Below are 23,395 nucleotides of genomic sequence, written 5' to 3' on the forward strand. Positions count from 1 at the left end.
CGATGAATTTTGAAACAGTAATAGGACTTGAAATACATGCAGAATTAAAATCGAAGACAAAAATTTTCTGCTCTTGTTCAACTAAATTTGGAGCAGAACCTAATGCTAATACATGTCCAATATGCACAGGGGTTCCTGGAACGCTTCCAGTGCTTAATGAAGAAGTTGTAAATTTAGCAATAAAAGCAGGAACTGCACTAGGATGTACAATAAATAAATATAACAAAATGGATAGAAAAAATTATTTTTATCCCGATCTTCCTAAAAATTATCAAACTTCACAATTTGATTTACCAATCTGTTCAGGTGGGCTTGTAGAATTTGAACATGAAGGAAAGCAAGTAAAAGTTAGATTAAATAGAATTCACATAGAAGAAGATGCTGGAAAGCTAGTTCACGTAGAAGGAGAACCAATTTCTTTAGTAGACTATAACAGAGTTGGTGTTCCTCTAGCAGAAATAGTTACAGAACCAGATATGAGAAGTGTTAGTGAAGCTGTAGCGTTTATGAAAAAGCTTAAATCAATTTTAGAATATGGTGAAATTTCTGATTGTCGTATGGAACAAGGGTCATTAAGATGCGATGCTAATATTTCATTAAGACCAGTAGGGCAAAAAGAATATGGAACTAAGGTAGAGCTTAAAAATATTAACTCATTTAGAGAACTTCAAAAAGCTTTAGAAAAAGAAGAAAGAAGACAAAGAGAACTTTACACTTATGGAGAAGGTCATAAGGTAGTTCAAGAAACTAGAAGATGGGATGCTGCAAAAGGTAAAACAATCTCTATGAGATCTAAAGAAGAAGCAGATGACTATAGATATGTTGTAGAACCAGATTTACCACCAATCATAATCTATGATGAACAAATTGAAACAATAACTAAATCTTTACCTGAAATGCCAGATGAAAAGAAAGAAAGATTTTTAACTTCATATGAACTTACAGAAAAAGAAGTTGATATTTTAATAGGTGATAAAGGACTTGCTACTTTCTTTGAAAAAGTTGTAGAATTAGGTGCTAAGCCTAAAATTGCTTCTAACTGGATATTAGGTGATATTTTAAGAATATTAAATGATAGAAAAATGGAATCTGAAGATATGCCTCTTGAAGCTGAAAACTTTGCAAAGCTTCTTAAGGTAGTTGAAGAAGGTAAAATTAGCAATAATGTAGGAAGAGAAGTTCTTGATGAAATCTTTGATGAAAACAAAGATCCAATGAAGATGATTGAAGAAAAAGGGCTTATGCAAATCAGTTCGTCTGATGAACTTGAAAAAATAGTTGATGAAGTAATTGCAAATAACCCTCAATCAGTAGAAGACTTTAAAGCAGGAAAGACACAAAGTGCTGGATTCTTAATGGGTCAAGTAATGAAATTGTCAAAAGGTAAAGCGAACCCAAAAGTCGCTAAAGAACTTGTTGACAAAAAACTTAGTGAGATTTAAAAATTAAATAGAAATGGAGAGCATGCATTATATATGTAGAAGCTCTCCTTTTTGTTTTACCTAATTCATGAATTAAATAATTGTGGATTTTGCCTTGTTTTATTGGAATAAATATTTACAAAAATTAATATTATATATTAACTTATATGTTAAATACTCAAGCTCCATTATATTTTAATAAAGGGAGGAAATTATGGGGAATATCATAAACAAATTTGAAAATGAAACTAAGACAAGGGTAAACGTGATAGATCTTGAGAATTTAGGGAAATCTCAATTGCAAAAAGTGGTTATTAAAGATGGAATTTTTGAAGAAACAGATTTTTTAAAAAATGACAACTATATTGGCTTTCCAACAGAAATGTTGTGTTCATCTACAAAAAGCAATTTTATTAATGTTTATTTATGCTTGAAAAATGAACTTAGCTTGGTTGAAAAACTTAAAGATGAGATTATAAAATCACTATATGAGGCGTATCTAGTTCTTGATAATGATAATTGTGTAAAAAACGATAATTTTAGTGAAGAAGGTTTTAAGAAAGCTTTTTATAATTCTTTAAACAATGAAATTAATAATGTTTCCTTAATCAAATTTTATGAAGTAAATAATATACAAAATGTGTTTAAAGATATCAATTTTAATGAATTGCTTATTGAATTAGGGAAAATAAATTCTTCTGATGACTCTGATAATTTTGAAGAGAAAGATGAGCATATATGGAAGAGTTATTTTGAAGATTTCAAAGATGAGTTTCATAAACATTATAGCAAATGGTTGAAAATGATTTCAAAATACTATGAGCATAATGAAGAGGGGCATGAATATGCAAATGAAGCTCAAGATTATATTAATAAGTTTTTAAATAGAGATTTCCGAAATTTGTGTAATGTTATTTACGGAACAAATACTTCCTGTGATCTTATGGTTGAAAGAGCATATATTAAGCTTCCTGCTAGCAAAGCGAGATACTTAGGAATAATATTTATTGATTGTCCTAAAGGTGAAAATATAGCAAAGACAATAGAAAATCGTGTTGGCGAGGATTATAAAGAATTATTTATGGTTATATCTAAATGTAGTAATAATTTAGAACATCTTTTGGAATTGAAAGAAAATATAAATGCTACTACGTTAAAGAAGAGAATATTTTATGTCTTAAACGAGTTTGAATCATATAAAAATCATTCATTTGAAAACGACTTATTAGATTCTAATTCCAGAGAAGATTTAATAGATACATTGAAATATGCTACAGCTAAAAAATTAGGAATCAAAGAAGATAAAGTTATTGTAACAGAGCAATTTAAAGATATAAACAAAAGAACATTAGATAAATTGGACACACACAATGATTTTGTACAATTATTAAGACTAATTAGAAAAGAAAGCGAAAGATTAGGAAATCCTATAAAGATAAAATCATCAAATAAGGACGGATTAATTAGTATTTCTTTGAATCAAGAGAGAATGATAGTGCAAGCTCTTATGGGAATGCTTTATGAAAGATATAATGGATATCTAGTCGATCAGTGGAAGAGAATCATTGGTGATGAAAATGAAAAAATTGATAGGAAGTGTAAAAAATATACTTACAGTGAGATTAATACAATAATAAGAAATCGCAAAGATAATTATAAAGAATATAAAGTTACAAAATGTTTAACTACAAGAAAAGATAATAAACCAATTGATTTTAGTATGAGGAGTGGCGATTATACGGATAGCAAAAGAATATTAAAAATGATGGTTGATTATGGTTATCAAACAGTTGGGTTTAATCCTAATGAAAATAAAATTTTAGTAAGTGTTAATGGCGAAATCTCTAAAGAAGATAAAGAAAAATTAATAAAATCTATTAAAGGAAGGCTTGAAGAAAACGCTATAAATTATTTTGAAAGTGCATTTCTAGCAAATATATCAAGAAAAAAATTTAATACAAATAATTTATACAAGGCCTTGGAAATTGAAACAAATATAACTATGGATGATTTTTATAGTGCATTTAAAGAGATGTTCAAAAAAATTAGTGATAATATAGTTAGATATGAAGTTCGACTTCAATGAAAGATAGAAATGCAGATAAATGCTAGGTAATATATATTGCAGAAATAATTTTTCATCATAATTCTAAAAACAGCACAAGAATTTTAGCTGCAATTGTGAATTGTGAAATGTGCATTGTGCATTGCAGAATATATATTAAATTGGTTTGATAAATTTTAATTTTATTTAGCGATTAGGTTATAGATTATATATAAAAACTTCAGTATTATGAAATCATCTAAAACTGAAGTTTTTTTATTTACACTTAAAATTATAATTAATTTATGTGGACTATATTTTTGCTATATTGCATAATTTAAAATAATATGAATTTGGTAAATGAATACAACAATGCATATTATTAGTTTGACAAAATATGTAAATCATATATAATTATGATATAAAGGTTTAAGGGGATGATAACGTGATAAAAAACTGTTGGAAAAAAGCCGTAGCTTTATCAATGATCGCCACATCAATAATGCTATTGAACCCAGTAGGGGCAAACGCATCATGGAAGCAAGATAATATTGGATGGTGGTATAGTGAAGGAAATCTATGGGCTACTGGTTGGAGAAAAGTTGATGGAAATTGGTATTATTTCTATCAAAATGGATATATGGCTAAAGATACGCAAATAAATGGTTATAGAATATATTCAAATGGAGTTGCAGCAAGCAATCCTAGCGGAAAATATGAAGATTCAAATTCTTATAAATGGAAAATTGAAAATGGAGAAAACAAGAATATATCTAATAATTACTATTATATAGAGAATGATAAAGTTATTGGTAAAATGATAAATAAAAATAACTATTTGTACTATACAGAAAATGGACAGAATTTTACTGGATGGAAGCAATTGGGTAGTGCCAAAGGTTTTAACTGGTATTACATGGAGAACGGAAAACGCTGTTTAGGATGGAAAAGCATTAATGGAAATTGGTTCTACTTTTCTAATTTTGATGGAGAATCAGATACTGATGTCGAAAATCTAAGAGGGAAAATGGTTAATACTTCTATTTTGGATGCAGGCAAGAGTTATCAATTTGATGATTATGGAGCTTTACAAAGTACAGTTACAAGATGATAATAACATTTTATGTATTGGTGATATTGAGTATTTCTAAGTGCTTAAATAATATTGTTCAGTACAAAAAAAGAATGACTTAGTTAGGGAAATAAGTCATTCTTTTATTATTATTTAAGGGGATAAATAATAATGCTTTAACTACTTTACAAGTTTAATTGTATATTATTAATGTTACATGATTGTGTCAAATTTATTAACTTAATATAAACAAAATAAATATTTAAATTTTTAGCACTGATATGCAGACACCCAACTCTAAAACTAAATTTATGTGGTAACTTCCGAAATCATAAATATTTTGTTCTAAAAAGCTATGAAAATATATTTATGATTTCTAGTGAAGATATGGACTCAAAGTTTTAGCAACTTGGCGAATATGTTCATCTAATAAGTCTAATTATTAAATTGTTTATCTATACAAAAAAGTAGACCGTTTACTATAAGAAAAGAAGAACTAAAAAATAAAGTTTAATAGTCATTAAAAATATTTATATAGGAATAAAGTTGGATTGATAGATTTTTGTTGCGTTAGTTTTCTGAATTTATTCAAAAAATGATTATAAAAAAGAACGACTTATCAAGGAAATAAGCCGCTCTAAAATTAGAGAGTATTGAAGTAGATTCGTACAATTAAAGTATAAAATGCATGGAGTTTTTTATCAAAATAAATCGTATTACAATCAATGACATGAAAATACTACATATCCTATGTTAAATCTTAAAACGACACGAAAAAATAAATTTATACCGAGATATTGTAGAAAAAGATAAAAATACACATAAAAAAGTAATACAAAAATAAGTGAAGATATTGTTGAAAGATAGTAAAATAAGGATGGGTATAAAATTAATGATTATGAGAGGGATGAGTAATCATCAAAAAAGGGCTAAGATCCTCATTCTTAGGCCTTTTTTTGATATTTAACAATGTGCTTGTCCAGATTTTGAGAAATACGGATAACTATTTTATTTCTAGGAGAAAGAATACAAAGCATATTATTTAGGAGACATTTTCTTAAACGTATATTATATCTTAACTTAAATAATTCAAATCTATTCATGATAGTACCTCTTTTTACTAATTTATACACATAAAATAAATTATAATCTACATAAAATAAATTTTCAAAAAAAATCATACTACAAATAATGTCAAAATATTGTATAAATATACATGCATTTTATTCAGATAAAATGATTAGTTTAATTTAGTTAGATGATATATAAAGAGATATTAAATTACTAGAAAATATAAAATTGTATATTAATATGCATATTATTTAAATTTAAAACTTATGAAGGATATTTTTATGACCTTGATAGATATATAGATATAATTTAAAGAATATTAGCATTGAAAAACTGATGAAACAGATGTTAAAATGTATAGATGAATTAAAAAAGAAAGTATTCACTTGTGAGGAAATAATTCGAACTAAAAATCACTAAAAGATATATAGTAATTTATTGGAGGTAATTATCATGAACATTCATGAAATTTTGTTTGGTTCAAGACCAAAATCTATTTTGAAAATAATAAAAGAAGGGGATTTGGAGGAACTTAAAAATTTTATAACAAATGGCGGAGATATTAATGAAAAATATAATGATACTAGCCTGCTTCATTTTGCTATAGATAATTGTGAGAAAAATTACTTTGACATAATACAATTTCTAGTAAACAATGGTGCTGATATAAATAGTAATCAAAGTTATTTGAAAGAACTACCATTACATAGAATCTGTGCGAGAGTAAGTCCTAAGATGGACGTCATTAAATTACTGTTAGAGAAGGGATCTAAAGTAAATGCTGAAAATATATCAGGAAAAACTCCTATCTTTTATTGTAACTTTAATTATTCGGTAGAGCTTTTAAATCTTCTTATTAAATATGGTGCAGATATTAAACATAGAGATAAGTATAGCAATACTATTTTGCATGATGACTATTTAACTTGTCGTGATACTGATAAGTTTCAAGAATACTTAAACGAAGTAGTTTCTCTTGGACTAGATATAAATTCAAAGAATAATTTAGGTCACACACCACTATATCTGTGTAAAAATAAATCTATTGAAAATATATTGATGGAACATGGAGCAAAGAGAAGTGCATAATTAAGTGTTTAGATACTATAGAGTAGTTAAACTTAGTTATATAATTTTAGAATCTTTTTTATGATAATATTACTACCGAGTATAATTTATAATTGTGGTTAACATATTACTGCAGAATAAAATTATGATTAAGGAGGTAGATTCAAATGTCATTAAATAATAGCGGAGTGCATAAAAATTCACTATCTAGAAAAAGAACTGACTCAAATACGGTAAAGTCAGATGTTGGTGCAGAAATTGGTTTTCCTAATAACAAAGATAAAGGTAGAGGAAAAACAGATGGAATAGTTGGAAAGAATTGAAATTTAAAATAGTTCTAATTCTTAGATTAAAATAATAATTTAGAATATAAGAAAAAATAAGGAATCCCTTTGCAGTAATAGTTTTTATAGCAAAGGGATTCTTTTATTAGTTTCTTATTAGATAGTCAAATGCGCCTAAGGCAGCTGTTGCTCCTGATCCCATGGAAATAATTATTTGCTTGTATGGGGTATTAGTGCAATCTCCTGCAGCAAATACTCCTGGTACATTAGTAGCACCATGGTTATCAATTATAATTTCGCCTGACTTATTACGATCGACTGTTTCTCCTAACCAATCAGTATTTGGCACAAGTCCAATTTGGACAAATACACCATCTAATTCAACATGCTTAATTTCTCCTGTGTCACGTTCAATATAGGTAATTCCATTTACCTTATCAGTTCCAGTAATTTCTTTAGTCTGAACATTTTTTAAGACGGTTATATTATTCAAACTGTAAAGACGATCTTGCAAAACTGAATCTGCTTTAAGTTCTGGCATAAATTCAAAAACAGTTACCTGACTAGCAACTCCAGCAAGGTCAATGGCAGCTTCGATGCCTGAATTACCTCCACCGATGACTGCAACATGTTTCCCTTTAAATAAAGGGCCATCACAGTGAGGACAATATGTCACACCTTTATTCTTGAACTCTTCTTCTCCAGGAACACCGACATTCCTCCAGCGGGAACCTGTCGAAATTATTACCGTTTTACTCTTTAAACGTGCACCATTTTCTAGTTCAATCTCAATAAGGTCTTTTTTTTCTATAGTCTTAGCACGTTGTAAGTTTACTATATCAACGTTATAGTCTTTGACATGCTCTTCAAGGCTTGCTGCAAGTTTAGGGCCTTCTGTATATTTAATACTTATAAAGTTTTCAATACCTATAGTATCTAATACTTGACCACCAAAACGTTCAACGATAATTCCAGTACGAATGCCTTTACGAGCTGCATAAATAGCAGCACTTGCACCTGCAGGACCGCCGCCAACAACAAGCACATCGTATGGATCTTTATCTGCAAAATTTTCTGAAACTGGGGCTTCTCCGATTTTTGCAAGAATTTCTTCGATAGTCATGCGGCCACTTGCAAAGAATTCTCCATTTAAATAAACTGATGGTACTGCAAGTATATTTTTACTTTCTATCTCTTCTTTAAAAACGGCACCATCAATCATTGTATGAGTGACCTTTGGATTAAGGATGCTAATTAAATTTAGAGATTGAACAACTTCTGGGCAGTTATGACAGCTTAAACTAATATAAGTTTCAAAATGGTATTCTCCTTTAATGTTCTTAATTGAATCAATTGTTTTCTGATCAATTTTTGGGGCTCTTCCGCTAACTTGTAGAAGAGCTAGTACTAATGAATTAAATTCATGTCCTAAAGGGATTCCTGCAAAAGCTACACCAGTTTCTTCATCAGTACGATTTATGCTAAAGCTAGGAGTTCTTAATAACTTTGATTTTTCAGCTTTTATTTTTGGAGACATAGAAACTAGTTCATCTACGAGAGAAACCATAGTGTTGGATATATCATCGGAATCAGCACTGACTTTTATAAGTACAGTGCCTTCCATAAGCTCAAGATATTGAGCTAATTGTTGTTTTATATCTTTATCTAGTATCATAGGCGTACCTCTTAGATCTTTCCTACAAGATCAAGGCTTGGTTTAAGTGTTGATGCGCCTTCTTTCCATTTTGCTGGGCAAACTTCGCCAGGATTATTTCTAACATATTGAGCAGCTTTAATTTTATTTACTATTACAGCTGCATCGCGACCGATATTGCCAGCATTAATTTCAATTGCTTGAATAACACCATCTGGATCTATGATAAAAGTACCACGATCTGCAAGACCATCAGATTCAATCAATACATCAAAGTTGCGAGATAATGTATGTGAAGGATCACCAATCATAGTATAAGTTATTTTTTTGATGGCTTCTGAACTATCGTGCCATGCTTTATGTGTGTAGTGTGTATCTGTTGAAACTGAATATACTTCAGCACCAAGCCCCTTTAAAGTTTCATAATTATCTTGTAAATCTTCTAATTCAGTAGGGCATACGAATGTGAAATCTGCTGGATAAAAACAAACTACACTCCATTTACCTTTGAAATTTTCTTCAGTGATATCTATAAATTCACCGTTTTTGTAAGCTGATGCTTTAAATTGTTTTACTTCTGTTCCTATTAATGACATAATATATTACCTCCTAAAATTCATTTTTATATTTAAACTATATTTATATTTTATTAAATATTATTATTTAATAATGATAATGATTATCACTTAAGATAATTATAAATCTAAATTATAATTTGTCAATACCATTATGTAAAAATTCTTTTAGTAATATTTTTACTTGAGTTTTCTAAAATTTAAAGGTGTTTTTCCATATGTTTTCTTAAACATTTTAGCAAAATTAGCAGAGTAATTGTATCCAACCTTATATGCTATCTCCTCGATACTTAAATCTGTTGTTGATAAAAGATTTGCAGCAATAATCATTCTAATATGATTTGTATATTCACCAATCGACATATGATAATATTTTGAAAATCCTGCCTTTAATTTTTGCTCATTTAAAAAGACCATCTTACTTAAGCTATTTATATTTGGAGGATTATGATAGTTATTAGATAAAATATCATGAGCTTTTTGAATAGCACGAATATCAAAAGAGGTTAATCTTACTATTCTATTATTACCAATATTAATGTTTCCATAGTCAATCTGATTAGTAAAAGCATTCTCAGGAGATTTATTGACCTCGTTTATTAAAATAGCAATACATTCTAATATTTTACTTTCCAAGTAAATACTATTTAATAAGTTTTTATTAGCTAAGCTTTGTAGTTGACGGATAATTTCTGTAATTTCTAGAGGAAGATAGATATATGTATAATTTCTAATGAAAGAATCAAAATCGATCGCATTAGAAAAATTAGGTTTTATAATTTCGGTGAAATATTTTTCATGTATAGTTATTTCAGTTCCATGATAATGCTGACCTTTTGCCCATTTTTGTTTTCCTTTTAAATCTTTTTCTACAACAAAGAATGAAGAAGGCGTAAAAGAGGATACAGGATTATTTTCAAGCTGAAATTCTGTGACTCCCTTATAAACTAATCCAAAACGCATTAGTAGCTCAGGGTTAGAAAAGGATAAGGAAAAGTCTTTAGGAATAGTATAATCCGCAATACCTAAACTATAATATCCATCCCTTGAATAAATAATGCAATGACCAAATTCGGGTCTATCCTTATTTGTATATAAAGTATAATTTTCATTTTCAATTTTACTAAAATTCAATTTTTTTAAGACTGCGGCTTTAAACTCATCACTAGATTTTACAATCATAAAATACTCCTTTAATTTTTATATTATTAGACATATGATATAGATACTCAAAACAAGAAAATGATTAGTTAAGATGTAAAACTAATTAAATTAGATGTGAATATTGCATTGAGAATGAATATCATCTACAATTGCTTTGGTTAAGAATAAATTCTAAACTAATTATAAAATGTTGTAAAGTATATTTTAGAAAAGTTAGAAGTCGGAGGGAATTATGAAAAGAAGAACAAATAAAATTAAATCAGTTTTAGCTTTAGCAGCAATTGTGTCAGTGACGGGTTCAATGCAAGTTAAGGCAGAGACTTATCCTAGAATACCATCAGAAGAAGGAACTATTTATGAAGCAGCGGCTTATAAAGACGGTAAGTTTTATATTAAGGGAGAGACAAAAGAGGCTGAAAATGAAGGGGCATATTATTTAAATGGAGATAAGTATACTGAAATTAATGATATAGATATTGAAAGAGAAGTTTATAGAACATACTTAGATAAATATATTGAGATGAACTATGGAGATTACTATTTGGACATGTCAAATGGTAAGTTGTCGAAAAACAACTTAATAGAGGATGATATAGATAATGCATACTTGGCGTTATCAAGAAAGATAAGAAAAAACACTAAGGGAAGATACTCAGATACTAGTTTGAAAAAAGATTTAGTTGAAATCCCTAATACTAAATTCAGTAAAAGCTGGTATGCTACTAATTATGATGGTTATGATATTTATACAGATTCAGAAGGAAATTATATAGATGCAGATTACAATTTAGGCAAAATTAAGGTAGCAACAACGTCGAGCAATATTATTACATTAACAAATACAATAGATAAAAAAGAAGGAACCAGAGCATACGTTTCAGAGTCAAATGTACTCGGACAAGATGCAGATTATATATATAGAACTGCAAAGGTTACTATTGAAAGTGATGAAATAATAAGTAAAATAGATGGGGTTGACGTAAATGCTAGAAATGCATTTGATACAAGTGAAAATGATGGTAAAACAGTAAGTTTTCTAGCTATACAAAAGATTTCAAAAGAGCAGGCTGAAGATAAGATAGACGGTGCTAACTATGCTAAAAATACAGTTACATATATACTTTCTGGTACAGATGGAACATCTGTAAGTCTACTTGATGGGGCCAAAATAAGTGTTGCAGGAGGATATATAGTAGAGTATATAAAAGATTCAGGAACAATAACAATTCAAACTATTTCATTATATGAAGAGCGAGGAAATCAAAATTATGTATATGCTTATAATATTGATCCAGAAGAAATAAAAAATATAGATATCGATACGAATGGGAACCTATGGAAGGTTGAAAATGGAATTGTATATAAATTTGATAATTACAGTGAATGGGATAAGATTTATAAGGTAGATGGATCTATGGATAATTTATCGGTTTATGATGAAAATCATATGATAATTTGGAGTGAAGATGTTGATGTTTACTCAATAAAATCAGAGGATACAGAAGAGATAAAGGTAGAAGGATCTGGGCCAGAAGAGATTTTAGCAAAAAAATTAGGATGGATAATGAATACCGATGGAAGCTGGAGTTATAATAAGCCAGAGTATATTAAAGCTACTGGATGGCTTTACGACGAGAATAAATGGTATTATTTAAATTCTTTTGGAATAATGCAGACAGGATGGATTAATGAAAATAGCAAATGGTACTATTTAAGCGAAAACGGAGCGATGAAAACTGGATGGCTAAATGAGAGTGGAAAATGGTATTATTTAAATACATCAGGAGAAATGCTTTATGATACTACGGTTGATGGATATAAACTGGGGATTAATGGGGATTTGATTCAATAATTTTTAATATGTTTCAGACTTAAGTGATTGATATTATAAAGTTATTTAATTCATATATAAACAAAAAATAATCAATTAAGGTGCAAAAATAATTAAATCTGGTGCAAATATTGAAATGAGAATGAATGTCATATACAATTGTTTTTGTCGGAAATAATAAAGTGGAACTTAATTCAGATAGAATATGATCTATGTATAAATTTGAGTTGGATTTTTATAATGAATGGTTACTCTGTATAGAAATGTATTACTTAGTCTCTACCTTAATAGAAATGTAGAGTGTAATTCACTTTGCCCATTGCTCTAGATGGGATTTTCACAGTAGCTAGATAGTGGAAAAAATATAAATTATGAAAGGAAGATACAAAATGAAGAAAATTTCAGTGGCTAAGAAACTTTTAGCAGTTTGCTTAACGTCAATGATATTTGTTGGGTGTACAAATACAAGCAATTCTACAGTAAAAGAGGAGAATAAAACTGTTAAAGTAACTGATGTTAAAGGAGAAATTGAAATTCCAGAAAATCCTCAAAGAATAGTTGATTTAAGTGGTAAGAGTGATGTTTTATCAATTTTAGGATATAAAGTAATAGGAACAGCTAATAGTGATGCTTATAATTATAAAAAATTACCTACATATTTAGAAGATACATTAAAGGATGCAACAATAGTAGGTTATAGCATGCAGGACACTATGGACATTGAAGCAATAATGAATTTAAATCCTGACTTAATAATAATTTCAACAGTACAGGAAAAAATGTATAATCAGTTAAAAGAAATTGCACCAACAGTTATGATTAAATCAGAAGCATTAAATTGGAAGGAAGATGTTAAGAATTTAGCAAAAGTTTTTGACAAAGAAGATGCAGCAAATAATTGGATAGAAAATTATGATAAAAAAGCAAAAGAAGCAGGAGATAAGATTAAGGAAACTCAGGGGAAAGATGCAACTTATTTATCCTTCTTAGCTAGCGGTGGTCAATTTTATGTATTTGATGGAGCTGGATTTGGAAATGTATTATATGAAGATATGGGTTTAAATAAACCAGAAGGTATGCCAGAGCAGACAGATATAAGCTTACCAGTTGTAACTTATGAAGGACTTGCAGCAATAAAAGCAGATAATATATTCGTTCTTGCAACTGATGAAGACTCAAAAACTCTTGAAGGAAATGCAATATGGAATGGACTTCCAGCAGTAAAGAATGGCAAGGTTGTTAAATTACCATCTTCACCTTACTTTAATCAAGGCTATAGCTCAATAGGAAGAGAAAAACTTTTAGATGAAATAGTGGAGAAGTTAAATGAAAAGAAATAATAAAAATGCAATAACTTTTACAGTTTGTAGTATTTTTATTCTCATAGTTGGGCTAATCCTAGGCGTAAGCCTAGGAGCTACCCAGATTGGAATTTCTGAAATATGGCATAGTATTTTTAACTATAGTGAACGACTTGAACTTGTACTTATTAGAGATGTACGTATTCCTAGAGTTCTATGCGTATTATTTACAGGAGGGATTTTGGGGGTAACTGGAGCTATGATCCAGGGAGTTACAAGAAATCCAATAGCAGAACCATCGCTTCTTGGTGTAAGCCAGGGAGCTACTTTGGTTATTGCAATATTTTATGCTATGGGAATTTCAATAAATACTACAAATGTTATGATAGCAGCCTTAATTGGTTCAATATTTAGTGGAATTATAGTAATAGGTTTTATATCAAAAAAAGCAAATAATAGTTCAATTACAAAAATACTTTTAGCAGGAACTGCTATGAGTACCTTTTTTATTTCTCTTACAACTATTGTAGGGTTATTATCAAACCAATCTCAACTTCTTGCTTTCTGGGTAGCTGGAGGTTTTCGAAATGCAACCTGGTTAGATTTTAAATTAGTTTCAGTGATTGCAACTATAGGTTTAATAATTGCACTTTTACTTTCAAAAAAGATAAATATATTAAGTCTTGGAGATGATGTTGCAATAAGCCTTGGGCAAAATCCTGAGAAAATAAGATTAATAACTTTACTTGTTATGATACCAATGTGTGCAGGTGCAGTTGCTGTTGGTAAAAATATTGGTTTTGTTGGACTTATTGTACCTCAGATTGTAAGAAAAATTTTAGGAGAAGATTATAGGATAAACATACCTTGTTCTTTTTTACTTGGAGCAGTTCTTTTAACTTATGCTGATATTGCTGCAAGAATGTTTTTAAATCCTTATGAAACCCCAATTGGAATATTCACAGCCTTAATAGGAGTTCCATTCTTTATAGCTGTAGCAAGAAAGGAGAAAGGTTGATATGAAAAAGAAAAGTTTTAAAATGACAGTTTCAATATTAGCAGCCTTGCTGTTTATATCTTTAATATTATATTTGAGCTGGGGTACTTATAAAATATCACCTTTAGATATTATAAATACGCTCCTTGGAGGCGGAACTAAACTACAGAAGGCAGCACTTTTAAACACCAGGCTTCCAAGACTTTTAGTTGGAATTTCAGTGGGCATAGCCTTATCTACAGCTGGAGCGCTCCTTCAGACAATAACAAAAAATGAATTAGCTGATTCAGGGATAATAGGTATTAATGCTGGAGCAGCAGTGGCAGCAGTTATTTTTATTTCTTTAAAAACTGAGGATTATTATAGTGAGCTTGGTGCTTTATCTATTTATGTGCTGCCTTTTATGGCTATTTTAGGTGCAGGAATTTCAGCAATTATACTCTACTTTTTATCAAGCAGAGATAGAGTAAGGCCAAAGAGACTGCTTCTTATAGGACTTGGAATAAATGCAGGATTAAGTGCTTTTATAACTTTTTTCACTTTTAGAGGTGGAGCTGGTGATTATAACAGAGTGCTAATCTGGACCTCTGGAAGTCTCTGGGGTTCAGGCTGGGATTATGCAAAAATAATAATTCCATTAGTTATTATAATGTTTACTCTAGTAATCATGAATTATAAGAAATTAGATGTTCTTAATTTATCAGATGAACATGGAGTCTGTCTTGGATTAAATTTAAATAAGGAGAGAAAAAAATTCTTAACTATTGCCGTTATTCTTGCTGGAGCAGCTACAGCCTTTGCCGGCAATATTGGATTTATAGGCTTAATATGTCCTCATATAGCAAGAAGGTTAGTTGGACCTTATCATAAAAACTTTCTTGTAATATCTGCGATTATAAGTGCAGTAATAATTTTACTTGCAGATGCAGTTTCAAGAAATTTATTTTCTCCAATTGAAATACCCGTTGGGATTACAATATCAATTTTTGGAGTACCATATTTTATTTATTTAATGATGAAGGAGAATTAGATGGAAGCGATTAGTGTAAAAAATTTATCCGTAGCCTATGAAGATAATTTAATAATAGATAATATGAACCTTTCGATTCCAAAGGGAGAAATAAGTATAATCATAGGAGCCAATGGATGTGGAAAATCAACTCTGCTTAAGACTATAGGTAGAATAATAAAACCAAAGAACGGTGAAATTTTTGTAAATGAAAAGAATATAAAAAAACAAAAGGAAAAAGAAATAGCAACTCAGGTTGCCTTCTTGCCTCAGGGGCCAACATGTCCAAGTGGAATTACTGTTAAAGAATTAGTTGCCTACGGAAGATTTCCACATCAAAAGATGATTGGAGGCCTAAACAGCCATGATAAAGAAGTCATAGAATGGGCAATAGAAGAGACAGGTCTTAAGGAGTTTGCGGACAGGGAAATAGATAATCTATCTGGAGGCCAGAGGCAGAGAGCATGGATTGCAATGACCTTGGCTCAGGAAACAGATATAATCATGTTAGATGAGCCTACAACTTATTTAGATATGTCTTACCAACTTGAAGTATTAGAGGTATTAGAGAGATTAAATAAAAAGAATAATATCACTGTTGTAATAGTTCTTCATGAATTAAATAATGCCTGCAGATTTGCAAGTAATATCATTGGACTAAAGCAGGGGAAAATCATATGCAAGGGTATTCCTAGGGAAGTAATAACACAAGAAAACTTAAGAAAAATCTACGGAATAGATGTTAAATTACAATTAAGTGAAAATGGTGAGTATCCAATCTGCGTAGAATATGAACTTATGAGAGGATAACATGAGAAATAAGAACTTTATTATAATTGTTATTGGTCAGATAATATCTCTATTTGGAAATGCAATTCAGAGATTTTGTATGTCTTTATATATTTTAAATTTAACAGGAAGTGCTGGAGCTTTTTCAACCATATTAGCAATATCAACTATTCCATATGTTTTATTTGCACCAATTGCAGGCTTCCTTGCGGATACAGTAAACAGGAAAAAAATAATGGTTTATCTTGATTTTGTAAGTAGCGTATTAATGGGCGTCTATGGAATAATACTTATGAGTGGAAGAGATAATACAATAATAGTAGGTATTGTAATGTTTATGTTAAGTGTTATTTATACTTTATACAGTCCAGCCGTTACAGCCTCTATTCCTCAAATTATAGAAAAGAAAAAATTACCTTCAGCTAATGGAATAATTCAGCAGGTTGGATATGTAGTTAATTTGCTTGGACCAGTACTCGCAGGGATTTTATATAGTTTCATTGGAATAAAGCTGGTTGTAATAATAAATGCTGTAAGCTTTTTAATATGCGCAATCTTAGAGTTATTTTTAAATATTCCTGATTTGGAAATAAGGGAGAAATTTAAAAATCCTATTTTAAAATCCATAAAGGAAATGAAAAAGAGTTTTATATATTTAAAGGAAAGAAAGACAATCGTTTTAGGAATTATAGTTTCTTATGCTCTGACTAATATTTTTGTGGTGCCGATTTTAAGTGTTGTGACTCCATATTTTATTAATATACAAATGAGTCTGCCTTCCAGTATGTATGGTTTTATAGAAGCTATATTTGTTGCAGGCATGATAATAGGAGGCATGGCAATAACCTTAAGGCCTAAATTATTTAGTGTGAAAAAATTACATAAGACCATGTATCCTATGGTAATTGCTCTAATGATTATGGGAATAGCTGTATACTTAAATGCTGAAAACAAATTCTTTATTTTAGGGCTTTATTCATTTGGAGGTTTTGGAATAATGTTATCTTTGGCTTTATCTAATATTATATCTTTAAACTATATTCAACAGGAAGTAAGGGGAGATATGCTTGGAAAGGTCAGTGCTTTTTCTACAGCAGTAGCTACAGTAAGCGTGACACCTGGACAACTGATTTTTGGACAATTAATAGATTTTAATTTTAGCCTTTTTAGCATCGTTATTCTGACCACTATTTCTAGCGTTGGAGTAGTGTATTTTATAAAATGGAATGTAAGAAAAGCTTAAAAATAAATAACTAATCTTTAACGTATATTGATGTAAGTAAATTAAATTATAGAGTATAGTTAGAGAATAGTTAACAATGATTGAGACGTTATAAATATTAATTAAAAGCTGGGGCGCTCTTATATAAGAAAGCCTCAGCTTTATTTATTTCATATTCTAATGAGATAATCAAGTAGACTAAAAAATTATATTGTGCGATTAGTAAAGTTACTACTGAATTATTGGGATAACTGATGAACTTTATAAAGCTGTTTTTGAATAATCAGCGAGTTTGCTGTTGTTTTAAACTTTTTTAAAAAGTAATCAAGTCCGATATTAAAAATTTACGTATTTTCGAACAGGTCTAAAAAATTTTTTCCAGATGATGAAAGGTACCCTGTTTTTGACCATATTATAGCTATCTGAGTTGTTAATATGTCACTATCAATTTCTTTGTAAATTATACTTGAAGAACCTATTAATTTTATTGCAGATTTTGGTACTATGGCGATTCCAAGTCCAGAATTAGCCCAAAGCAGGGAAGTCCGTGCATCATCATTTTTGCAAAATACAGTTGGCTGAAAATTAAAATCTTGGCATACTTTAAATATGAGACTTTCAAATCGTCTATAGAATATCAAGGGTTTATTATTTAATTCAGTAATGTTTATGATTTCACTATCAGTCCAGTTTAAGTCTTTTCTCATAGCTGCAACCATAGGCTCTTTTGGTAAAAAAATTGAGTTTATTCCTGAATTGTTAAATGGAGTTCTTACAATAGCAATTTCAATTATACCTTTATCCAATAACTCTAATAATTCATAGGTATTCCCTTCATGAATTTCAAAATTTATGAAAGGGTATTTTTCGTGGAATATATTTAATCTGCTATCTAAAAGTGACGCTCCAGATGAAGATACAGTGCCTATGGATAAGGTCCCGTGATTTCCTTGTTTAAAATCTTTTAATTCATTTTCAGTAGATTTTGTTAAAGATAATATCTGCTTAGCGCGCTTATAAAGTATAACTCCAGCATCAGTAAGTTTTATATTTCGACTTCCTCGCTCAACCAGTTTAACGCCGAGTTCATCTTCTAAGTTTTTCAACTGATAGCTTAAAGGGGGCTGAGCCATATGAAGTCTTTTGGCAGCATTTGTTATTTGACCTTCTTCTGCAATCGCATAGAAATATTTTAATTGTTTAATATCCATTTTTATCCACCCTCTGATATACAAAAAATATATGGCATCGATACATATTATGTATTTTTTATATAGATATGTTTTTGTTATAATGATAAAGGAAATTTTGAGAATATTCAATAAGACATTACAGATAGGGGGATAAATCTTGAATTATTTATTAAAATTCGTAAAACCGTATAAAAGGCAAGTTACATTAGGTCCTATATTTAAGTTACTCGAGGCTGTCTTTGAAATATCAATACCAACAATAATGATATTTATAACAGATAAAGGAATAGGAACAAAAAATATAAACTATATATTTGAAATAGGATTAATAATGCTTTTTATGGCAATTTTAGGTGTGTTATCATCTTTTACATGCCAGTATTTTGCATCTATTGCTTCACAAGGGTTTGGGACGGCTCTTAGAAATGAGATGTTCAAAAAAATAGGAACTTTTTCATATAATGAGATTGATGATTTTGGGACGCCATCTCTTATTAATCGTGTTACAAATGATGTAAATCAGCTTCAACTTGGTCTTGCAATGCTTATAAGACTTGCTATAAGGGTGCCGTTTCTTTGCATCGGCGGAATCATAATGGCTATGTATCTTGACGTGAAATTGTCGCTTATAATGTATTTATCAATTCCATTCTTTGCTTTTGCAATATATCTTATTATGAATAAATCTCTTCCTCTATATAAGGTGGTTCAAAGAAAACTTGATAAGTTGTCGCTTATTTTAAGAGAAAATTTATCTGGAGTAAGAGTTATAAGAGCATTTTCAAGAGTAGAAGGTGAAAAAGTAAGATTTAGAGAATCGAATGAGGAACTTGCAAGCACTGCAATTAAGGTAGGAAAAATATCTGCGCTTATGAATCCAGTTACAAGTGTAATAATGAATTTTGCACTTATGGCAGTAATTTGGTTTGGTGGAATAAGAGTAAATGTAGGTGGAATGACAACAGGACAGGTTATAGCTTATATAAATTATATAAACATGGTATTATCGGCGCTCATAGTACTTGCTAGCCTTATAGTTACTTTTACTAAGGCAGCAGCTAGTGCAGCTCGTGTAAATGAGGTACTTAGAACAGAACCAAGTATTAAGTACAGTGGAAATTCTGAGTTTAGTAAAAATATTAATAAAGATATTCCAATAATTAAATTTGATAATGTATCTTTTTCTTATAAAGGATCTAAGGAAGATGCAATAAGTAATATTTCTTTTGAAATAAAAAGAGGACAAATGGTTGGGATAATAGGTGGTACAGGTTCAGGAAAAACTACTTTAGTTAATTTAATACCTAGACTATATGATACAAGCAAAGGAAATGTTTTGCTAAATGGAATTAATGTTAAAGATTATTATAAAAAAGAAATTGATAACAATATAGGACTAGTTCCTCAAAAAGCCGTTTTATTTACCGGAACTGTATCAGAAAATATAAGATGGGGCTCTCAAAATGCAAGCATGGGTGAAGTTAAGAAGGCAGCTGAAATTGGAATGGCAGCAGATTTTATAGAAAAAATGCCTGAAAAATATGACACATATATATCCCAAGGCGGAGTTAATTTCTCTGGTGGTCAAAAGCAAAGACTTACTATAGCAAGAGCCTTAGTAAAGAAACCTGAAATATTAATAATGGATGACAGCTTAAGTGCTCTTGATTATGCTACAGATGCTGCACTTAGAAAAGCTCTTAAAGAAAATTCAAGTGATACAACTGTAATTATGGTAACTCAAAGAATAAGCACTGTAAAGGATGCTGATTTAATAATTGTATTAGATGACGGAAAACTCGCGGGAGTTGGAAATCATGAACAATTGCTTAAAGAGTCCGAAGTTTATAGAGAAATATGTAGCTCTCAAGTTACAAAGGAGGCTATGTAAATGAAAAAAAGTACATTTTCTAGATTGATTGGTTATGTTTCAAAATATAAAGGATATATGTTCGCATCTCTGATATTTGCACTAATAAGTAATATACTTATAGCATTTATGCCGTTAATAGTGGGAAGGTCTATTGATCATATAGTTGCTAAAGGTGAAGTTGATTTTGATGGATTAATTAAGACAATTATAATACTAGGAGTAATATATGTAATAAGTGCACTATTTACGTGGCTGTTTACTATAGTAGCTAATATTGTAGCATATAACACAGTAAAAGATCTTAGAAATGAAGCCTTAAATAAGATAAGCTCTCTGCCTTTAAAATACTTTGATAAAAATCCTCATGGAGATATTATAAGCAGACTTACAAATGATATGGATAATGTTTCAGATGGGTTATTTCAAGGAATAACACAATTTTATCCAGGAATCATAACTATAATAAGTTCAATTGTTTTGATGGTAAGTTTAAGTTTTAAATTAACGTTGGTTATAGTTTTAATGACACCTTTTTGTTTTCTTATTGCTTCTTTCATTACAAAGAGATCAAATAAAATGTTTAAAGAGCAGCAAAAGACTTTAGGTGAATTAAATGGTTATATAGAAGAAATCGTGGGAAGCCAAAAAGTAGTAAGACTTTTTGGATATGAAGAAAGAGCACAAGAGAACTTTTCGGGAATTAATTCAAGGCTTTACAAGTGTGGACAGCTTGCACAGTTTTATTCATCGCTTACTAATCCAGCCACAAGATTTGTAAATAATATTACATATATTTTAGTTGGCCTTGTTGGAGGAATACTTTCGGTTTTAAGCGGGTTAAGTGTTGGTGTGATTTCAAGTTTCTTAACCTATTCAACTCAGTTTTCACAACCAATAAACAACATTACTAGTGTAGCTACTCAGCTTCAAGCAGCTATTGCATCTTGTGAAAGAATATTTTCTATTATAGATGAAGAGCCAGAAAAAGCAGATTCTAAAGAAGCTGAAAATATAGAGAGCTGTGATGGAAATGTTGAGTTTGATAATGTATCATTTTCTTATAATAAGAAAGTTCCACTTATAGAAAATTTCAGCGTTAATATAAAAAAAGGAAGTACAATAGCTATTGTAGGACCAACTGGTGCTGGCAAAACCACTATAGTTAACTTACTTATGAGGTTCTATGATTTAGACAAAGGTAGGATTACTATAGATGGCAAGAGTATAAATGATCTTACAAGAAATAATCTCAGAGGCCAATTTGGTATGGTGCTTCAAGATACATGGCTATTTGAAGGAACTATAAGGCAAAATATTGCTTATGGTAAACCAAATGCTACTTTAGAAGAAGTTGAAAATGCAGCTAAAGCTGCCTTTATTCATAGTTTTATAAAAAGACTTCCTGATGGTTACGATACGATTATAACTGAATCTGGAGGAAATCTTTCTGAAGGTCAAAAGCAGCTTTTGACTATAGCCAGAGTAATGCTAATTGATCCGCCAATGCTCATATTAGATGAAGCAACAAGTAATGTAGATACAAGAACTGAGCTAAAAATACAAAATGCATTTCTTTCAATGATGAAAGGACGTACAAGCTTTGTTATAGCTCATAGACTTTCTACTATCCGTGATGCAGATATGATCCTTGTTATGAAGAATGGTAAAATTGCTGAAAGAGGGAATCATGAGGAACTTGTAAATAAAGGTGGAATTTATACAGAACTTTATAATAGTCAGTTTAAGCATCAGCTGTAAAAAGATGTTTATATATTTAAAAAAATTTATATGTTAGTATAAATTGTATAGGTAATATCATATTTAATAATATAGCTTTTTTATCATGAGTCTCTTAAAGCTATAGAGGATCATAAATTTTTAAATGTATAAGAGGTAGAAAAATGAAACGTAATAATAGTAATAGCACTAAAAATATTAAGAGAGCGAGAATTACTATATTAATTGTTGCAGTTGCATTACTTGTAATTATAGGAAGTATAGTAGCAGCACAGAAATTTTCAACAGGCAGTAAGACGGTACAAGCTGCTAGCAGCACGGGAGAAAGTAGTAATGATGATAAAGAAAATAGCGATTCAGTTAATAAAGAAAGTAATGGCAGCGTAGAAGATGTTGCATATTTAGAAAAGTATATTGAGCAGCAAGAGAAGAACCAAAAGCCCGACGGCGCTGATGGCAAAAAAGTTGCTTACTTAACTTTCGATGATGGCCCATCGACAACAGTTACCCCTCAAATTTTAGATATCCTTAAATCTGAAGATGTACATGCAACATTTTTCCTTATAGGAAAGTATGTTGATAAAGATGATGCAAGCAAGAACCTAGTAAAGAGGGAAGTAGCAGAAGGTAATGCAATTGGTATACATTCATATTCACATGACTATGGTTACTTATTTCCAAAGGGTAAAATAAGCTTGGAGAATTGTATGTCTGATTTTGATAAAACAGATAAAGCTTTAAAAAACGTTTTGGGCGAAGATTTTTCAACACGATCAATCAGGTTTCCAGGTGGACAAGAAACATGGAGTAAAAAGGATCCTCAAGGAGCAGAAAAAGTGGACAAAGCCCTACATGAGAAGGATTGGCATCAAATTGATTGGAATGCATTATCAGGAGATGCAGAAGGTACTCATAAAAAGAATGCAGATGAACTAACCCAGGAAGCTATAAAAAGTATTGGTAATAGAGAAAAGGCACTGATTTTAATGCATGATACTTATGGAAAAGAAGAAACAGCGAAGGCTTTACCAAGAATAATAGAATATTTAAAACAGCAAGGCTATGAATTTAAAATAATAGAATAATTAAT

General features: G+C 30.0%; 18 protein-coding genes. 14 read left to right on the plus strand and 4 right to left on the minus strand.

The window, feature by feature from the left end:
• Nucleotides 1–2: 2 nt before the first annotated feature.
• The 5 genes from gatB to L3B96_RS04910 all read left to right on the plus strand — a co-directional run bounded on the left by gatB (nt 3) and on the right by L3B96_RS04910 (nt 6,999).
• Nucleotides 3–1,442, plus strand: coding sequence for an Asp-tRNA(Asn)/Glu-tRNA(Gln) amidotransferase subunit GatB (gene gatB, locus L3B96_RS04890; protein WP_017212623.1), 1,440 nt, complete (start codon nt 3–5; stop codon nt 1,440–1,442).
• Nucleotides 1,443–1,635: 193 nt separating this feature from the next.
• Nucleotides 1,636–3,507, plus strand: coding sequence for a hypothetical protein (locus L3B96_RS04895; protein WP_238859032.1), 1,872 nt, complete (start codon nt 1,636–1,638; stop codon nt 3,505–3,507).
• 403 nt (nt 3,508–3,910) lie between these two features.
• Nucleotides 3,911–4,576 carry a cell wall-binding repeat-containing protein gene (locus L3B96_RS04900; RefSeq protein WP_012058357.1) on the plus strand — a complete coding sequence of 222 codons (666 nt, stop codon included), beginning with the start codon at nt 3,911–3,913 and terminating at the stop codon, nt 4,574–4,576.
• 1,485 nt (nt 4,577–6,061) lie between these two features.
• Nucleotides 6,062–6,697: an ankyrin repeat domain-containing protein gene (locus L3B96_RS04905; RefSeq protein ID WP_238859033.1), complete on the plus strand. Its 636-nt coding sequence runs from the start codon at nt 6,062–6,064 to the stop codon at nt 6,695–6,697.
• Between the two features lie 146 nt (nt 6,698–6,843).
• Complete coding sequence (locus L3B96_RS04910) at nt 6,844–6,999, plus strand: hypothetical protein (RefSeq protein ID WP_012058359.1); 156 nt, start codon at nt 6,844–6,846, stop codon at nt 6,997–6,999.
• 106 nt (nt 7,000–7,105) lie between these two features.
• Here the strand turns inward: L3B96_RS04910 and ahpF are convergent, their stop codons facing one another.
• The 3 genes from ahpF to L3B96_RS04925 form a co-directional block, all read right to left on the minus strand.
• Entirely contained in the window at nt 7,106–8,635 is a 1,530-nt protein-coding gene (ahpF, locus tag L3B96_RS04915) for an alkyl hydroperoxide reductase subunit F (RefSeq protein ID WP_238859034.1), read from the minus strand.
• A gap of 11 nt (nt 8,636–8,646) precedes the next feature.
• Nucleotides 8,647–9,210 carry an alkyl hydroperoxide reductase subunit C gene (gene ahpC / locus L3B96_RS04920; protein WP_017212628.1) on the minus strand — a complete coding sequence of 188 codons (564 nt, stop codon included), beginning with the start codon at nt 9,208–9,210 and terminating at the stop codon, nt 8,647–8,649.
• A gap of 159 nt (nt 9,211–9,369) precedes the next feature.
• The gene (locus tag L3B96_RS04925; RefSeq protein WP_236898509.1) at nt 9,370–10,371 is read right to left on the minus strand and encodes an AraC family transcriptional regulator; all 1,002 of its coding nucleotides are present in this window, start codon (nt 10,369–10,371) and stop codon (nt 9,370–9,372) included.
• A 214-nt stretch (nt 10,372–10,585) separates the two neighbouring features.
• Here L3B96_RS04925 and L3B96_RS04930 point away from each other — a divergent pair, with 214 nt between their 5' ends.
• From L3B96_RS04930 to L3B96_RS04955, 6 genes are all read left to right on the plus strand, one after another.
• Nucleotides 10,586–12,205 carry an N-acetylmuramoyl-L-alanine amidase family protein gene (locus L3B96_RS04930; RefSeq protein ID WP_238859035.1) on the plus strand — a complete coding sequence of 540 codons (1,620 nt, stop codon included), beginning with the start codon at nt 10,586–10,588 and terminating at the stop codon, nt 12,203–12,205.
• A gap of 368 nt (nt 12,206–12,573) precedes the next feature.
• On the plus strand, nt 12,574–13,524 hold the full coding sequence (locus L3B96_RS04935; RefSeq protein WP_238859036.1) for an ABC transporter substrate-binding protein: 951 nt from the start codon (nt 12,574–12,576) through the stop codon (nt 13,522–13,524).
• Entirely contained in the window at nt 13,511–14,503 is a 993-nt protein-coding gene (locus tag L3B96_RS04940) for an iron ABC transporter permease (RefSeq protein WP_012058365.1), read from the plus strand. The genes L3B96_RS04935 and L3B96_RS04940 overlap by 14 nt, the downstream gene beginning before the upstream one ends.
• A 1-nt stretch (nt 14,504) precedes the next feature.
• Nucleotides 14,505–15,512: an iron ABC transporter permease gene (locus tag L3B96_RS04945; protein WP_236898505.1), complete on the plus strand. Its 1,008-nt coding sequence runs from the start codon at nt 14,505–14,507 to the stop codon at nt 15,510–15,512.
• The gene (locus L3B96_RS04950; protein WP_023975881.1) at nt 15,513–16,301 is read left to right on the plus strand and encodes an ABC transporter ATP-binding protein; all 789 of its coding nucleotides are present in this window, start codon (nt 15,513–15,515) and stop codon (nt 16,299–16,301) included. It begins immediately after the preceding gene.
• Between the two features lies 1 nt (nt 16,302).
• The gene (locus L3B96_RS04955) at nt 16,303–17,523 is read left to right on the plus strand and encodes an MFS transporter (protein WP_238859037.1); all 1,221 of its coding nucleotides are present in this window, start codon (nt 16,303–16,305) and stop codon (nt 17,521–17,523) included.
• 323 nt (nt 17,524–17,846) lie between these two features.
• Here the strand turns inward: L3B96_RS04955 and L3B96_RS04960 are convergent, their stop codons facing one another.
• A complete protein-coding gene (locus L3B96_RS04960) occupies nt 17,847–18,713 on the minus strand; it encodes a LysR family transcriptional regulator (protein ID WP_023975879.1) in 867 nt (288 codons plus the stop codon).
• A gap of 139 nt (nt 18,714–18,852) precedes the next feature.
• On the opposite strand from L3B96_RS04960, the gene L3B96_RS04965 reads away from it, so the two are divergent.
• The 3 genes from L3B96_RS04965 (at nt 18,853) to L3B96_RS04975 (ending at nt 23,390) form a co-directional block, all read left to right on the plus strand.
• Entirely contained in the window at nt 18,853–20,586 is a 1,734-nt protein-coding gene (locus tag L3B96_RS04965) for an ABC transporter ATP-binding protein (protein ID WP_238859038.1), read from the plus strand.
• Nucleotides 20,587–22,326 carry an ABC transporter ATP-binding protein gene (locus L3B96_RS04970; protein WP_238859039.1) on the plus strand — a complete coding sequence of 580 codons (1,740 nt, stop codon included), beginning with the start codon at nt 20,587–20,589 and terminating at the stop codon, nt 22,324–22,326.
• Nucleotides 22,327–22,469: 143 nt separating this feature from the next.
• On the plus strand, nt 22,470–23,390 hold the full coding sequence (locus L3B96_RS04975; protein WP_023975876.1) for a polysaccharide deacetylase family protein: 921 nt from the start codon (nt 22,470–22,472) through the stop codon (nt 23,388–23,390).
• Nucleotides 23,391–23,395: the final 5 nt, after the last annotated feature.

Source organism: Clostridium sp. YIM B02569 (assembly GCF_022320765.1).
In the GTDB taxonomy this organism is placed as follows: Bacteria; Bacillota; Clostridia; order Clostridiales; family Clostridiaceae; genus Clostridium; species Clostridium beijerinckii.

Bases quoted from the DNA above. Each gene is read 5' to 3' on its own strand.
- L3B96_RS04940 (WP_012058365.1), top strand. From the start codon at position 13,511: ATGAAAAGAAATAATAAAAATGCAATAACTTTTACAGTTTGTAGTATT.
- ahpF (WP_238859034.1), bottom strand. From the start codon at position 8,635: ATGATACTAGATAAAGATATAAAACAACAATTAGCTCAATATCTTGAG.
- L3B96_RS04950 (WP_023975881.1), top strand. From the start codon at position 15,513: ATGGAAGCGATTAGTGTAAAAAATTTATCCGTAGCCTATGAAGATAAT.
- L3B96_RS04945 (WP_236898505.1), top strand. From the start codon at position 14,505: ATGAAAAAGAAAAGTTTTAAAATGACAGTTTCAATATTAGCAGCCTTG.
- L3B96_RS04955 (WP_238859037.1), top strand. From the start codon at position 16,303: ATGAGAAATAAGAACTTTATTATAATTGTTATTGGTCAGATAATATCT.
- L3B96_RS04975 (WP_023975876.1), top strand. From the start codon at position 22,470: ATGAAACGTAATAATAGTAATAGCACTAAAAATATTAAGAGAGCGAGA.
- L3B96_RS04960 (WP_023975879.1), bottom strand. From the start codon at position 18,713: ATGGATATTAAACAATTAAAATATTTCTATGCGATTGCAGAAGAAGGT.
- L3B96_RS04905 (WP_238859033.1), top strand. From the start codon at position 6,062: ATGAACATTCATGAAATTTTGTTTGGTTCAAGACCAAAATCTATTTTG.
- L3B96_RS04930 (WP_238859035.1), top strand. From the start codon at position 10,586: ATGAAAAGAAGAACAAATAAAATTAAATCAGTTTTAGCTTTAGCAGCA.
- gatB (WP_017212623.1), top strand. From the start codon at position 3: ATGAATTTTGAAACAGTAATAGGACTTGAAATACATGCAGAATTAAAA.
- L3B96_RS04935 (WP_238859036.1), top strand. From the start codon at position 12,574: ATGAAGAAAATTTCAGTGGCTAAGAAACTTTTAGCAGTTTGCTTAACG.
- L3B96_RS04970 (WP_238859039.1), top strand. From the start codon at position 20,587: ATGAAAAAAAGTACATTTTCTAGATTGATTGGTTATGTTTCAAAATAT.
- ahpC (WP_017212628.1), bottom strand. From the start codon at position 9,210: ATGTCATTAATAGGAACAGAAGTAAAACAATTTAAAGCATCAGCTTAC.
- L3B96_RS04895 (WP_238859032.1), top strand. From the start codon at position 1,636: ATGGGGAATATCATAAACAAATTTGAAAATGAAACTAAGACAAGGGTA.
- L3B96_RS04925 (WP_236898509.1), bottom strand. From the start codon at position 10,371: ATGATTGTAAAATCTAGTGATGAGTTTAAAGCCGCAGTCTTAAAAAAA.
- L3B96_RS04910 (WP_012058359.1), top strand. From the start codon at position 6,844: ATGTCATTAAATAATAGCGGAGTGCATAAAAATTCACTATCTAGAAAA.